14 protein-coding genes are annotated in these 13725 nt (G+C 66.9%); 4 read left to right on the top strand and 10 right to left on the bottom strand.

Translation table 11 applies throughout. The features are described 5' to 3' along the window. The coding region (locus AC3WLE_RS30215; protein ID WP_492363612.1) for a TolC family protein at positions 1–806 on the bottom strand (806 nt) is incomplete at its 3' end. A gap of 325 nt (positions 807–1131) precedes the next feature. Further along, complete coding sequence (locus AC3WLE_RS30210) at positions 1132–2289, bottom strand: acyl-CoA dehydrogenase family protein (RefSeq protein ID WP_114133891.1); 1158 nt, start codon at positions 2287–2289, stop codon at positions 1132–1134. Between the two features lie 232 nt (positions 2290–2521). On the opposite strand from AC3WLE_RS30210, the gene AC3WLE_RS30205 reads away from it, so the two are divergent. Further along, entirely contained in the window at positions 2522–2770 is a 249-nt protein-coding gene (locus tag AC3WLE_RS30205; RefSeq protein ID WP_492340463.1) for a hypothetical protein, read from the top strand. 10 nt (positions 2771–2780) lie between these two features. Here the strand turns inward: AC3WLE_RS30205 and AC3WLE_RS30200 are convergent, their stop codons facing one another. Beyond that, a complete protein-coding gene (locus AC3WLE_RS30200) occupies positions 2781–3641 on the bottom strand; it encodes a LysR family transcriptional regulator (protein WP_492363611.1) in 861 nt (286 codons plus the stop codon). A 136-nt stretch (positions 3642–3777) separates the two neighbouring features. Between AC3WLE_RS30200 and vapB the strand changes: the two genes are divergently transcribed. Beyond that, on the top strand, positions 3778–4014 hold the full coding sequence (vapB, locus tag AC3WLE_RS30195; protein WP_492320704.1) for a type II toxin-antitoxin system VapB family antitoxin: 237 nt from the start codon (positions 3778–3780) through the stop codon (positions 4012–4014). Next, complete coding sequence (locus AC3WLE_RS30190; protein ID WP_492352031.1) at positions 4014–4424, top strand: type II toxin-antitoxin system VapC family toxin; 411 nt, start codon at positions 4014–4016, stop codon at positions 4422–4424. Before vapB ends, AC3WLE_RS30190 begins: the two co-directional genes overlap by 1 nt. A gap of 126 nt (positions 4425–4550) precedes the next feature. Here AC3WLE_RS30190 and AC3WLE_RS30185 read toward each other — a convergent pair whose 3' ends face one another. From AC3WLE_RS30185 to AC3WLE_RS30155, 7 genes are all read right to left on the bottom strand, one after another. Further along, positions 4551–4913, bottom strand: a complete 363-nt coding sequence (locus AC3WLE_RS30185; protein WP_492320702.1) for a hypothetical protein — start codon at positions 4911–4913, stop codon at positions 4551–4553. Positions 4914–5272: 359 nt separating this feature from the next. Next, positions 5273–6352, bottom strand: coding sequence for a type I restriction endonuclease (locus AC3WLE_RS30180; protein WP_492320701.1), 1080 nt, complete (start codon positions 6350–6352; stop codon positions 5273–5275). A gap of 423 nt (positions 6353–6775) precedes the next feature. Next, positions 6776–7600, bottom strand: a complete 825-nt coding sequence (locus AC3WLE_RS30175) for a class I SAM-dependent methyltransferase (protein ID WP_492320700.1) — start codon at positions 7598–7600, stop codon at positions 6776–6778. A 141-nt stretch (positions 7601–7741) separates the two neighbouring features. Beyond that, complete coding sequence (locus tag AC3WLE_RS30170; RefSeq protein WP_439669720.1) at positions 7742–8581, bottom strand: EamA family transporter; 840 nt, start codon at positions 8579–8581, stop codon at positions 7742–7744. Between the two features lie 77 nt (positions 8582–8658). Next, positions 8659–9990 carry a PQQ-dependent sugar dehydrogenase gene (locus AC3WLE_RS30165; protein WP_492357425.1) on the bottom strand — a complete coding sequence of 444 codons (1332 nt, stop codon included), beginning with the start codon at positions 9988–9990 and terminating at the stop codon, positions 8659–8661. A 141-nt stretch (positions 9991–10131) separates the two neighbouring features. Beyond that, positions 10132–10836, bottom strand: coding sequence for a glutathione S-transferase N-terminal domain-containing protein (locus AC3WLE_RS30160; protein ID WP_492352028.1), 705 nt, complete (start codon positions 10834–10836; stop codon positions 10132–10134). Between the two features lie 101 nt (positions 10837–10937). Beyond that, positions 10938–12743: a hybrid sensor histidine kinase/response regulator gene (locus tag AC3WLE_RS30155; RefSeq protein WP_492357426.1), complete on the bottom strand. Its 1806-nt coding sequence runs from the start codon at positions 12741–12743 to the stop codon at positions 10938–10940. A gap of 224 nt (positions 12744–12967) precedes the next feature. Here AC3WLE_RS30155 and AC3WLE_RS30150 point away from each other — a divergent pair, with 224 nt between their 5' ends. Beyond that, positions 12968–13627, top strand: coding sequence for a response regulator (locus AC3WLE_RS30150; RefSeq protein WP_492320696.1), 660 nt, complete (start codon positions 12968–12970; stop codon positions 13625–13627). The last annotated feature ends 98 nt before the right edge of the window (positions 13628–13725 follow it).

Genomic DNA, 13725 nt, shown 5'->3' with positions numbered 1-13725 from the left:
GGATCGACCTGCGGCACGGGGGTATCCAGCGGCGGCCAGTCCGGCACCAGCCGGTTGCCGGCAAGCGTGCCGGGCACGCCCATGGCCTGCGCCAGCTGGGCCTTGTCGCGCGCGTGGTCGGTCATGGCCTGGCGCATGTCGCTCTGCGCGCGCAGCGCGTCAAGCTGCAGCTTGGTCACGTCGGCGCGCGAGACGTCGCCGGCCTTCAGGCGGGTCTCGCTGGCCTGGCGCGTGCGGTCGTAGAGCGCCAGCATCTCCTTGAGCACCGCCACGCGCTCCTGGCTGACCACCGCGTCATAAAAAGCCTGCTCCGCCGCGGCGCTCTGCTGCGCCACCACCGCCTGCACCACTTCGCCGGCGGCCGCGCTGGCCTTGCGCGCGGCGTCCACGCGCAGGCCGCCCTTGTTGGCGGTCTCGATCAGCTGGTCCACGCGCAGGGTGGAATCCACGGTCTTGCTGCGCAGGTTGCCCGAGCCGATGCCGGCATGCGGGTTGATGTTGGTCACGCCCAGGCTCAGCACCGGGTTGGGCCGCTGCGAAGCGATCTGTATGTCCGCCTGGCTGGCTTCGACGCCGCGGCGGGCGGCGATGATGTCGCGGTTGCAGCGCAGTGCGTCCAGGCGCGCCTGCGCCAGGGTCAGCGTCGCGCCCGCCGGCGGCGGCACGCAAGGACCGGCAGCATCTGCGGAATCAGCGGAAGGAAGCGGATCGGCGGGGCCTTCGGCGGCAAGGACTGCCGCGGGCCGGGCCAGAACCCCCAGTAGCAGCAGGGCACCTACGGCAATACGGGAAAAGACAAAAGGCACGGTCAGTCAGGCTCGGTTCGACAACGGTCTGCGGTAAACGACCGTGCTCGCCGAACGGTGCACCAGGGCGGCAAATATTCATCCGACCCTGATCCCGCCAATGCGGCCGCGAAGCGTGGCTGTCCTGGTGCGCCCTCGCCTGCTGTCCTGGTGCATCAGACGCCACCGGACACGATCTCCCGCACGCATTCAAACCGAATCGCATTACAAACGGCTTTCATAAAGCTGACCAAAGCCTTTAACTGCGCGAAAACCCTAGCCAATCGGAAAACCATGAAAAACGGCACGGCCGTTGCCGGCCGTGCCGTCTGCACTGCCAGGCGGGTTACCCCTTCACGCGGTCATCCAGCCCCAGGCTGCGGCCGATGATCTCCTTCATGATCTCGCTGCTGCCGGCGTAGATGCGCGAGATGCGCGCGTCGGTGTACATGCGGCAGATGCGGTACTCCTCCATATAGCCGGCGCCACCGTGCAGCTGCACGCCCTCGTCGACCATGCGCCCCTGCAGTTCCGACGTGAGCAGCTTGGCCGACGCCGCCGTCTCCACGGTCAGCGTGCCGGCGTTGTGCTGCAGCACGCATTGGTCGACGAAGGTCTGCAGCGCATCCAGCTGCGCCCGCAGCTCGGCCAGCTTGAAGCGCGAGTTCTGGAACGTGCCGATGGCCCGGCCGAAGGCCTTGCGCTCCTTGACATAGTCCAGCGTGAGGTCGAACGCCACCTGCGCCGACGCCATGTAGCCGCAGGCGCCAATCAGCCGCTCTTCGGCCAGGTGGCGCGTCAGGTAGCGGAAGCCCTGGCCGGGCTCGCCCAGCACGTTGGCCTTGGGCACCTTGACGTTGTCGAAGAACAGCTCCGAGGTGTCCTGCGAGTGCAGGCCCATCTTGCGCAGCTTGCGCCCGCGCTCGAAGCCGGGCATGCCGCGCTCGACGATAAAGAGGCCAAGGCCATGGCTGCGCTCCGGATCGGTGCGCGCGACCACCACCACGTAGTCGGCCAGCTGGCCGTTCGAGATATAGGTCTTGGCGCCGTTCAGCACCCAGTGGTCGCCATGGTCCTCGGCACGCGTGCGCATGCCGGCCAGGTCGGAGCCCGCCTGCGGCTCGGTCATGGCAATGGCAAAGATCGACTCGCCGCGCGCGGCCGCCGGCAGCAGGCGCTGGCGTTGTTCCTCGTTGCCGATGCGGCCGATATACGGCGCCACCAGCCGCGAGTGCAGCGTGCCGAAGAAGCCCGAGTCGCCGTGGCGCGCGTTTTCCTCGATCAGGATCTGCTCATAGCGGAAGTCCTCCACGCCGGCGCCACCGTATTTCTCGTCAGCCCACATCAGCAGGTAGCCCTGCTCGCCGGCCTTGCGGAACACTTCGCGGTCCACACAGCCCTGTTCGCGCCAGCGCTCGCCGTGCGGCCCCACCTCGCGCTGGTAGAAGCGGCGGGCGGATTCGCGGAAGGCGTCGTGTTCGGCTTCGAAGATCAGGCGTTGCATGCGGGGTCTCCTGGTGTTTTTGAGAGTGACCGGCTGAGTGTCTGCCGTGCAGCGTCTATGAGATTCGTCGGAAAGGATGATTTTTCCTCCCGCAGCCGAACGGCCAGGTTTGAAGGAGAAGCCGGCTTGAATGCAATTTTATTGATATGAAGTGGAAATAACTTTCATTTACCCGCCGGAACGCTTTGCACAATACTGGAAGCACAGATACCTATTCGATGGAGCGGGGAACATGGAAGCCGTCCTCTGGATTGCCCTGGCGCTGGCACTGGTGGCACTGGGAGGCACCGTCACCTGGCTGATCGGGACGCGGGTGCCCGAGCCGGTGTTCGAACGCGCGCAGCGGCATGGCCGCTTTGCCGGGCTGGAACCGCGCCCGCCGCGCGGCGGCGGGCGCGGCCGCCGGGTGAGGCGCGTGCGGCAATGGCGCCTGGTGGCCGTGCCCGGCCCGATGGGACAACTGGTGCCGGTCCGGATCTGACCGCTTTGCGCTATTGCGGGAAGTCCCAGCGCTGCGACCAGTCGGATTCTTCGCTCACGATGTCACGCAGGATGCGCACGGCATCCTGCGACGCCCCTGCGGGGGCCCTGGCGCAGACGAGGAATACCGGATAAGAGAACTCTGACGCGCCTTCCACGCGCGCCAGCACCCCGCTGTCCAGGTAGCTTTGCACCACGCGTGTCCGGAAATACCCGCTGCCACCGAACTGCAGGATGTACTGCAGCGCCAGCGGCCCCAGGTTGAAGTACAGCGAGGCGCGCGCATGCTCCGGCAGCGCGCTGTCATGCTGGCGGCGGAATTCCGGTCCCCAGTCGACATAGACATAGCCGCCGTCGCGCTGCGTTGAGCGGATCAGGATCAGCTTCTCTTCCATCAGCGCCTCGACATGCATGCCGGGCGCGTACTCCGGCTGGTAGACCAGCGCCGCATCCAGCGTGCCTGACTGCAGCTTGCGCTGCAACTCCGCCCCTTCCCCCACCTCCGCCCGCACCGCCTGCGCCGGCATCAGCTGGCGCAGGCGCGTGGTCCACAGCAGCACCAGCGGGTTGCCCAGGCTGATTTCCGTGCCGAAACGAAACAGGCTGGCCAGCCCGGCCGGCAACGGCAGCTCGCGGCAGGCCGCCTCCCAGGTCTGCACCAGCTGGCTGGCGTAGCCGAGAAAGCGCTGACCATCGGGCGTCAGCCGTGCGCCCGCCTTGTTGCGCTCGAACAGGCGGCAGTTGAGCTGCGATTCCAGGCTCTTGATGCGCGCGGTCACGGCGGTCTGGGTGACATGCAGCTTGTCGGCCGCGGCCAGCAGGCTGCCGGTGCGGACGACTTGCAGGAAGGTGCGGGCGAGATCGATGTCCATGGGGCGGGGAATTACCAGTGTGACGAATTGTAGGTAATGACAGACGAGATTGAGAATTATGGACGTACACACGCAGATGTACTTCTGATTAGATGGTGCTATGCTCGTACATACAAGGATGTACATGGAAACCACAATGCATTTCACCCGGATCTTCCGTAACGGAAACTCCCAAGCGGTGCGCATTCCCGCGGAACTGGCCTACCCCGACACCGATATGCAGCTGGAAATCGAGCGGATCGGCGATGAGTTGCGGATCCGCCCCGTGCGACAGCGCCTGACGGGCCTGCTCGACGCCTTCGCCGCGTTCCCGGCCGACTTCATGGCACAAGGCCGCGGCGACCAGGAGCAGGCTGAGCGGGAGGGATTCTGATGGCCAGGTATATGTTCGACACCAACATGTGCATCTACCTGATGAAGCACCAGCCGCCCCAGGTAGCCGAACGCTTTGCTCAATGCTTCGAGGGCGATGTGGTGCTGTCTGCGATTACCCTGGCCGAACTCGAATACGGTGTAACCGTCTCTGGCAATCCGGAGGCTGCGCGGCGCGCGTTGCAAGGGCTGGTCGCGCGGGTCCCAGTGCTGCCGCTGAACGCCGAAGCCGCGCGCGCCTACGGCCCGATTCGTGCCGCCACGCGCGAACGCAAGGCAGATGTCATGGACAAGCTGATTGCCGCCCATGCCATTGCGGAGGATCTGACAGTGGTCACGCGCAACGTGCGCGACTTTGCGACGTATCCGGGCCTGCGCATCGAAGACTGGACCGCGTCACCCCAAGGCTGAACTCAAGTACCCAGCCTTCCCGAACGACTTCATGTCGGCAGGGCGGGACGAACAGGAACAGGTCAGGCGCTAAAGGCCCGCACTGCGCCACTTGTTTCGCCACCCTGCTCCCGGGGCCCCGCCAGGTCAGCGCGCCGGCTGCGGCCGCACCGCCGCTGGCATGGCAACCGGCACGGCGCCTGCCGCCGGCGCGCTGCGCGCCTCGCGCGGCGGCCTCAGCGGCGCGAGGCCTTCCGGCTCCCGCAAGGCCAACCCATTGTCATAACCGGTGGCAACGGCCTCCAGGTATCCGGGCGCAAACTTCTGTTCCGGCGTCACGGCCTGCACGGCAGGCGCTGCAGCCTGCGGCGCTTCGGACTGGGCGCAGGCGACACTGTTGACGCATAAGCCCAGCACACGCAGCAGCGCCATGGCCTGGCGCGAGCGGTGCAGGATTGCGGATGGGCGCGGCGCGGCCTGCCCTGTCTGGCATTGGGGTCGGGTGTACATCGGGATTCTCCGGCAAGCCATTGCTGGCTGGTGGCACAACGAGCCGCGGCGCCGCGCTCGCTGTCCGTTGCGCAATGACCGTGCCACCGCCACAAGGCTGGTTGCGGCGTGGATTACGGCACTTTCCGGGAATGGGATGGTGGGGCCAGGCCGACGCTGGCGGCAGGGATGTCTGTCGCTACCCAACACCCCCTGTCGCACAGGGTTTCCCGTCAGGGCGGATGACCGACCAGAAGCATCCACGTAGGCCGCGCTTGCCCGACCGCGGTGCCCTAGCGTGGCCGATTCCACCGCCTCGCCGGTTTGGGAAAGCGGGCCCCGCGTACAACAGCGGCAGCCGGCACCGAGTGTTCAGATCTTCATCCTTCGGATGGTTGAAGATATGAGCTGACGCATGCCTGTAGCCGGTCGGAGTGGTCGAAGATGTCATCAAGACTCTTCAGCGGAATGCGCTCTTCTTCCTTGTTTTCATCAAAGAGGCCAATGACCAGCCGAGATTCGTTGTTGAACCGTAGCCGGCAGATCGGCCTGCGATTATTGTCGTCGAACAGAATCGCGCAGTAGCTGGCAGCGTCCCGTATTGCGACACGCGCAGGAGCCACGATGGGCCGCAAGATTGCTCTGATGATCTGGAATGCCTCCATCTCGACGACCGATGGTTCACTGACTGCGGAGAGCTCCGTAGCGGCCAGTTCAGCGTCACGCACCGGTGTCAATGACGGCTCCGGCGTCATGGCACCCTTCAGGCGTTCGTTGATCTTATCGGCAATTAATTGTTGAAAAGCATGCTTAGTGATCTGCGTGAACTGATCTTTAACCGCCGCCCTAAACTGCTTCCCCGCCAGAAAATCGGCAGACACCATTCGGACAAACTCTTCCGGCGGATTGGACATCCACTCGCCGAGGGTATTCTTGATCGCACGGGTGTACTTAAGATGGTTCGCAGTTGTAAGAATGTTTTCAAGGTCAAAATTTGACTTGGCAAACTTCTTAAGCTCTTCTACATCCTGATCCCTAAAATCCAGGATACTGAATTCGAAGAACGGCTTCTCATCCATCTTGTTTGGTTTTTCAAGGTCCGTGAAGAAGCGGTAAGTAAGACCGTTTGTCAGGACGCCGAACCGAGCCTCCGTAACATGGAAGTACCGAAAGAGCTGGCTTGCATGATTAATATGGAGATCTCCACCGCTCTTCTTGCATTCAAAGAGCATGATTGGCTTCCCATCCCTGAGGATTGCATAGTCAACCTTCTCGCCCTTCTTGGTTCCGACATCGGCGATGAGTTCCGGTGTGACCTCCAGCGGGTCAAAAACGTTGTAGCCAAGAAGATGAATGAATGGCATTACCATGGCATTCTTGGTTGCTTCTTCGGTCTGCAACATATCCTTCGCCGCAGCAACGCGAGATGCGAGTGCTCTTACTTCATCGATAAAGTCCACGTCTCTTTCTCCTTGTTCTTATTACAACCCCATGCGGATGTAATTTACCCCGCATACATTCTGGCATGGTTTCCTAGCGGCGAAAACCCGCTTAAAAGGGGGCTTGCCGTAGCGCCGGTCGACAGGCAGAACGCAGAGGTACGGAGAAACTCGGCCACGACCAAATCAGGTGCCCGAGAAAATAGGGCTCGGCAAGCTTCGTGCAATTTACCTGCCAGATCACCTGTCTGCGCTTCATCAATGGACACTCCGCGCGGTAGCCGGGCGTAGGGACACGGCAAACCCTGGTCACTGCCTGGTGCGATAGGCAATCACCGTTTTATCACTTAAGGCGGCTCGGAATTCCCCTGCCCCTTCAAATGTTGCGCAAGGGAGACACTGCAGTGGCAAAAACAAGACGGGGCCCGTCCAACAGCCCCGCCCTCAGGGCTTGACCGCTGCCGCCAGCACTGCCGGCATCGGCACCTCGAAGCCGCTGCCGCGCATGTAAGCGGCGACGGTGCCGCGCAGCACGGCGCGGATCTCGTCGCGGGCCTTGGGGGTCTGCGCGCGCAGCGTGGCGGCGGCGCGCACGGTGCCCTGGGCCAGCGCATCGAACAGCTGGTCGGGCGTGGAGAAGCGCCATACCTGCGGCACGTTGCGGCAGGTGGGCGAGACAAAGCCGGCCTGCTGCAACGCGGTGCGGCAATGGCCCGGATCGCTGAACAGGAAGAAGTTCGGCCCCACGGGGATATCGACCTCCATCGAGCCGTAGGCGCGGATCGCGGCATAGACCGCGCCGAAACCGACCGCGCGCTCGGGCGTGTCCCACACGGTGAAGGCAATGCGCCCGCCCGGGCGCAGCACGCGGAAGGCCTCGGCCAGCGCGGTATCGGGGTCGGACAGGTGGCACATGCCGAAGCCATTGACCACGGCATCGAAGCTGGCATCGCCGAACGGCAGCGCCTGCGCATCGGCCTGCTCGTAATGAACATCCGGATGGAGCTTGCGCGCCAGCTGCACCTGCGCCAGCGAGAAATCGATGCCGACGGATTCGGCACCGCGCCGCACCGCCCCCGCCGCGACATGGCCAGAGCCGGTGGCCACATCCAGCACGCGCAGCCCGCTGGCCACATGGGCCTCGTCAAGCAGGGACTCGACCGATTGCCGGGTCACATGCGACAGATGCTCCTGGTACTGGCTGACGACCTCGGGATCTTCCCAGCCAGCCAGCTCAAAGGCCCGAAACGAATCTGCGGTGTGGTCCATGCCCTCTCCTCGGCGTCGATGCCAGGCTGCCGGTTTGCGCGGACACAGTGCCCCTCCGCCTCTGACCCCGGTAAAACCAAGTATAGACAGCGCCGGCGGCGCGCAGCGGCCAGGCGTTCAGACCGGCACCCAGACGTGCCCTCAGGCAAAGCGCAGTGTGGCCACGCCGGCGGCGATCAGGCAGGCCGCGCCCAGGCGGGCGGCGCCCACGCGCTCCTTGAGCAGCAGCCCGGAGATCAGCGCGCCGAACAGGATCGAGGACTCACGCAGGGCGGCTACCGGGGCCACCGGCGCGCGTGTCATCGCCCACAGCGACAGCCCGTAGGACGCCAGCGTGCCGCCGCCGCCCACCAGCGCGAACACCAGGTTGCGCCGCACATAGCCGCCCAGCGCCGGCCGGCGCGCCACCAGCGCCCACGCCGCCAGCGGCACCGCGGTCAGCACGAAGATCCAGAACGCATACGCTACCGGCGCGCCGGAGCGGCGCACGCCGGTGCCGTCGATCAGCGTATAGGCGGCGATCACCACTGCGTTCAGCAGCGCCAGCCACATGCCCTCACGGCTGCCAGGGGCACCGCGGGCGCCACCCGCCATGGCCAGGATGCCCAGGCTGATCACGGCGATGCCGCTCCACGCCAGCGCCGACAGGTGCTCGCCCAGCCAGCCCACGCTGGCCACCGCCACCAGCAGCGGCGCGGTGCCGCGCATCAGGGGGTAGGTCTGGCTCATGTCCGCGGTGTGGTAGATGCGTGCCACCAGCGCGAAATACACCACGTGCACGCCCACTGACGCGGCGATGAACGGCCAGCTCGCCGGCGCCGGCTGCGGCAACGCCGGCAGCGCCACGGCGCCCATCAGTCCGGCGCTCACCGCCACCATCACCGTCGACAGCATCTTGTCGCCGCCGCCCTTGACCACCGCGTTCCAGGCGGCATGCAGGAACGCGGCGAGCAGGACGACAGCGAAGACCGTGAGAGACATGGACGGCAGCGGGCCCGGCGTGTGGGGACGCCGTCATTCTAGCGGTGCGGTGCCGCCGCTGCCGCGCCCTGGTCCGCCTACTTCGCGCCGCTGACCCGCCACACGGTATTGCCGACATCGTCGGCCACCAGCAAACCGCCTTGCTTGTCGATCGCCACGCCCACCGGCCGCCCGCGCGCGTTGCCGTCCTCATCGAGAAAACCGGTCAGCACGTCGAACGGCGCGCCGTTGGGCCGGCCCTTGCTGAACGGCACGAAGATCACCTTGTAGCCCGCCAGCGGCCTGCGGTTCCACGAACCGTGCAGGCCCACGAACATGCCTTCGCTGAAGCGCGCCGGCAGGCTGTTGCCGCCGGCGGCGGCCAGCCCGAGCGACGCGGTGTGCGCCCCCACGGCATAGTCCGGCACAATGGCCCTGGCCACCAGGTCCGGCGCCGGCGGCTTCACGCGTGCGTCGACATGCTGGCCGTAGTAGCTGTAGGGCCAGCCATAGAAGCCGCCGTCGCGCACCGAGGTGATGTAGTCCGGCACCAGGTCGCTGCCGATTTCATCGCGCTCGTTGACGGCGGTCCAGAGCATGCCGGTGACCGGTTCCCACGCCATGCCGTTGGGATTGCGCAGGCCGCTGGCAAAGATCCGGTGCGTGCCGGCCTTCGGGTCGACCTCCCAGATGGCGGCGCGGCCGACCTCCTTGTCCATGCCGTGCTCGCCCACGTTGCTGTTGGAGCCCACCGTCACGTACAGCTTGCTGCCATCGCGGCTGGCGATCAGGCTCTTGGTCCAGTGATGGTTGAGCGGCCCGCCGGGCAGGTCCACCACCTTCTGGGGCGCGGCCGTGATCTGGGTCTGTCCGGGCTGGTACGGGAAGCGCAGCACCGCGTCGGTGGCGGCCACGTAGAAGTCGTTGCCGACCAGGGCCATGCCGAACGGCGAGTTCAGGTCCTTCAGGAACACCGAGCGCTGGTCGGCCACGCCGTCGCCGTTGGTGTCGCGCAGCAGCGTGATGCGGTTGGCGCTGGGGGTGCCGGCACCCGCGCGCTTCATCACCTTCTTCATGATCCAGCCGCGGAAGCCCTTGCCGTCGTCGGGCTTGGGCGGGGCATTGCTCTCGGCCACCAGCACGTCGCCGTTGGGCAGCACATAGACCCAGCGCGGATGGTCCAGCTTGTCGGCGAAGGCCGTCACCGCCATGCCTGCGGCCGGCACCGGGCGCTGGCCCGCGGCCCAGCCGATGGCCGGCGCGATCTTGACGGTGGGGATCGCGGTCTGGTTGGGTGGCGGCAGCTGCGGCGTGGGGCCAAAGCCCGCTTCGGAAGGCAGCTTGGCCGTTTCACCGCAGGCGGCGAGCGCAGCGGTGGCGCCCGCCAGAAGAACGACACGCAACAGGGAAAAGGTGGTGGGCATCGGCATGGTCCGGGCTCCTCAGGCAACGCGGGGCGGCGCGCCTGTTCCTGGACTATAGGATGCGCGCCGCCCGCCCCTCTGTAGGCGCCGGGGAGGCCCCCGTGTAGGACGATGCCCACGCCCGCGGCGTGCACGCCGCAGGCTGCCTCAGCCGCGGTGCGGCGTATCGAGCCCCTTCACCACCGCCGGGCGCTTCACGAACGCCTCCAGCACGCGCCTGACATGCGGGAAGTCCTGGATGCCAACCAGTTCGCCCGCCTCATAGAAGCCAAGCAGGTTGCGCACCCACGGGAAGGTAGCGATATCGGCAATGGTGTAGGCGTCGCCCATGATCCAGTCGCGCCCTTCCAGCCGCTGGTTCAGCACATTCAGCAGGCGCCGGCTTTCGGCCACGTAGCGGTCGCGCGGGCGCTTGTCCTCGTACTCCTTGCCGGCGAACTTGTGGAAAAAGCCCACCTGCCCGAACATCGGCCCGATGCCGCCCATCTGGAACATCACCCACTGGATGGTTTCATAGCGGCGCGCGGGGTCGGCCGGGATCAGCTGGCCCGACTTGTCGGCCAGGTAAAGCAGGATCGCGCCCGATTCGAACAGCGCCAGCGGCTTGCCGCCCGGGCCGTTGGGATCGAGGATGGCGGGAATCTTGTTGTTCGGGCTCAGCGACAGGAACTCCGGCGACATCTGGTCGTTGGCGTCGAAGCGCACCAGGTGCGGTTCATACGGCAGGCCGGTCTCCTCCAGCATGATCGACACCTTGACCCCGTTGGGCGTGGGCAGGGAATACAGCTGGATGCGGTCGGGATGCTGCGCCGGCCATTTGCGGGTGATGGGGAAAGCGGACAGATCGGGCACACTGGCTCCTGGTTCAGGCGCTTGCGCACTGCGCAAGAAGGCGCCGGACAACGGAAAAACCCGATCATAAACCGCTCCTGCCATGCATGCAGCGCAGGGCCTCAGGCGGCCTCGGCCGGCTGCACCGCGCGCTGCAGGGCCGCGCGCAAGGCCTCGCCCAGGATCGGCTTGTGCAACACCGGGAAGCCGCTGTCATGCAGCGCCTGCAGCCGGTCTGGCGCGGTGTCGCCGGTGACGATCAGCGCCGGCACCGCGCGGCCCAGGCTGGCGCGCAGCATGCCGACCGCGGCGATGCCGGTCAGGCCTTCGGCCAGCCGGTAGTCGGCCAGGATCAGGTGGACCGGGGCGGGCCCGTCCTGGCTGGCGGCGCGGTACGCAGCGCGCACTGCGGCAACGGTGCGCCCGCCGTAGACCACATGGCCCCAGAGCATCAGCAGTTCGGTGAGCGCGCCCAGCACCTGCGCGTCGTCGTCGACCAGCATCACGCAGAGCGGCTCGCCAGCGGCCGCGGGAATGGCGGGGGTGGCTGGATGCACCTGTGCCGCGGCGGCAGCCAGCGGCACGCGCACCGAGAACACGCAGCCGCGCCCCGGTGCGGAACGCAGGCCCACCTGGTGGCCAAGCAGCGCCGCCAGGCGCCGCACGATCGCCAGGCCCAGGCCCAGTCCCTTTGCGCCCGCCTGGTCGTCGCCTGCCGTGGCAAGGCCCGGCACCTGGGCGTATTCGTCGAACACGCGCGACTGCTGGGCCGCGGCGATGCCCGGGCCGGTGTCGATCACCTGGATCTCCATGGCATCGCCGCGGCGCCGCGCGCCCACCAGGATGCTGGCACGCGGCGCATGGCGCAGCGCATTGGCCACCAGGTTGTCGAGGATGCGCTTGAGCAGGTCCGGATCGCTGTCGATCCACGCGCGCGCCGGCACCACCCGCAGCACGCTGCCGCGCTGGCACGCCTGCTCGGCGTACTCGTCGCGCAGCTCGGCCAGCAGCCGCGCCAGCTGCAGCGGCTGGCGGCGCACCGGCATCACGCCGGCATCCAGGCGCGAGGCGTCGAGCAGGCCGTCGAGCAGGTTGTCCATGCGCGCCAGCGTGGCTTGCAGCCGGTGGCCGATGGCATGCGCCTGGCTGCCTGCCACGTCGCCGCGCTCGCCCAGTGTCAGCAGCGATGCCGCCTGCAGGCCGATGGCATACACCGGCTGGCGCAGGTCGTGCCCGGCGGCCGCCAGGAAGCGCGTCTTGGCCCGGTCCGCGGCGGTGGCGCGGTCGCGCTCGCGCTCAAGCTCGCCGATCAGCGCGACGTTCTCGAAGCGCAGTGTCACGCCATCGCGCAGCGCGCGATAGGTGACCTGGCTGTAGTAGATGTTGACGCACAGCAGGCACGCGGCAAAGCCCGCGTAGACGCCATACACCGGCCCCTGCTGCACCAGGCAATAGATGGTGAACGGCAGCAGCATGGCCGCGACTGAACCGCGGTAGGTGGCCGGATGCGCCGACAGCGACGGGATCGCGCCACTGGACATGCCGGCCAGCACGATGCAGCAGAACGCCACCAGCTGCGGTTCGGGCGGCAGCAGGATGGCAGAGCCCACGGCGCCCCACAGCAGGCTGGACAGCCAGGACAGCACCATGAAGCGGCGCGCCCACGCCTGCGGCGGCGTGCTGCCGTCGCGCCGGAAGTAGCGCCACGACAGGCCGATGCGCAGCGTGGTCAGCAGGTACACCGCGGCCATCCAGCCGGCCAGCATGGGCAGCGGCACGCTGGGACGCAGCACGTAGACCACCGGCAGCGCAATGACGAAGTTGGCAAACAGGACCGCGTTGGACTGGCGGTAGAGCAGGTCCACCATCGCCGCCGGCACATCGCCGGGCTGCCAGGCCGGCGGCAATCCGGTGCCTGTGGCCGTCATGATGCGAGCGCCCGCTGCGGGCGGCAGGAAACGGTACGGCAACAGGACAACGGGAGCTTGCGCATGCTAGATAGGCCGTGGGGCAGGTTGGGCGTGCAACGCTATAATCCAGCCGGCCGCCGGTTCATTGGGGCATTCAGCAGGCCACCTGCAGCTGCCGGACTGACGGGCTGCCGTTTTATACCACCTTCCCTTTCCCATTCGCCACCGATGCACCTGCCGCGATGAGCCGCTTTCCCGTCCCGACCCGCGTGGCCCTCGCCGATGACCATGCCATCGTGCTGGAGGGCCTCAAGCAGGTGCTGTCCGGCGTCGGCAACCTGGTGCTGGCGGGCGAGGCAGCAGATGGCGCGCAACTGCTGGGGCTCCTGGAACGGGTACCGACCGACCTGCTGGTGATGGACCTGGGCATGCCCGGCGTCGATGGCCTGGCCTTCGTGGAACGCCTGCGCACCAGGCATCCCGCGCTGCGCATCCTGGTGCTGACCGGCAGCGCGGGCGCGGGCATGGCCCACGCGGCGATCGATGCGGGCGCCAATGGCTACCTGGTCAAGAGCGGCGATATCAGCGAACTGGTGCCCGCGCTCATGGCCCTGCGCGAGGGCCGCAACTTCGTGGCCGCGCGCGCCACTGCACCGGCCACCGCGGCACCGGACGGCATTGCCACGCTCACCCGGCGCGAACTGCAGATCCTGATGCTGATCGCGCGCGGCGCCACCGCCGGCGACATTGCCGCGCAACTCGACATCAGCCCGCTGACTGCGCGCAAGCACCGCGAGAACCTGATGCGCAAGCTCGACCTGCACAATACCGCGGAGGTGGTGGCGTACGCCGCGCGTCAGGGGATTCCGCTGGGTGCTCCAAAGCCGCCCGAACTAGCCTGAGCAAGGTGTTCTCCCTCTCCCCTTGTACAGACCGGAGACATGGGTAACAGGTGTTCGGAGACATAGGTGACACGTGACCTGCGCGCATCATGATGCGC

This window comes from Cupriavidus sp. FW306-1B-F12B (assembly GCF_058781795.1).
This window is presented reverse-complemented; position numbering and strand designations above follow the sequence as displayed.

Bases quoted from the DNA above. Each gene is read 5' to 3' on its own strand.
- AC3WLE_RS30155 (WP_492357426.1), bottom strand. From the start codon at position 12,743: ATGACGGCCACAGGCACCGGATTGCCGCCGGCCTGGCAGCCCGGCGAT.
- AC3WLE_RS30175 (WP_492320700.1), bottom strand. From the start codon at position 7,600: ATGGACCACACCGCAGATTCGTTTCGGGCCTTTGAGCTGGCTGGCTGG.
- AC3WLE_RS30150 (WP_492320696.1), top strand. From the start codon at position 12,968: ATGAGCCGCTTTCCCGTCCCGACCCGCGTGGCCCTCGCCGATGACCAT.
- vapB (WP_492320704.1), top strand. From the start codon at position 3,778: ATGCATTTCACCCGGATCTTCCGTAACGGAAACTCCCAAGCGGTGCGC.
- AC3WLE_RS30200 (WP_492363611.1), bottom strand. From the start codon at position 3,641: ATGGACATCGATCTCGCCCGCACCTTCCTGCAAGTCGTCCGCACCGGC.
- AC3WLE_RS30170 (WP_439669720.1), bottom strand. From the start codon at position 8,581: ATGTCTCTCACGGTCTTCGCTGTCGTCCTGCTCGCCGCGTTCCTGCAT.
- AC3WLE_RS30210 (WP_114133891.1), bottom strand. From the start codon at position 2,289: ATGCAACGCCTGATCTTCGAAGCCGAACACGACGCCTTCCGCGAATCC.
- AC3WLE_RS30165 (WP_492357425.1), bottom strand. From the start codon at position 9,990: ATGCCGATGCCCACCACCTTTTCCCTGTTGCGTGTCGTTCTTCTGGCG.
- AC3WLE_RS30185 (WP_492320702.1), bottom strand. From the start codon at position 4,913: ATGTACACCCGACCCCAATGCCAGACAGGGCAGGCCGCGCCGCGCCCA.
- AC3WLE_RS30205 (WP_492340463.1), top strand. From the start codon at position 2,522: ATGGAAGCCGTCCTCTGGATTGCCCTGGCGCTGGCACTGGTGGCACTG.
- AC3WLE_RS30190 (WP_492352031.1), top strand. From the start codon at position 4,014: ATGGCCAGGTATATGTTCGACACCAACATGTGCATCTACCTGATGAAG.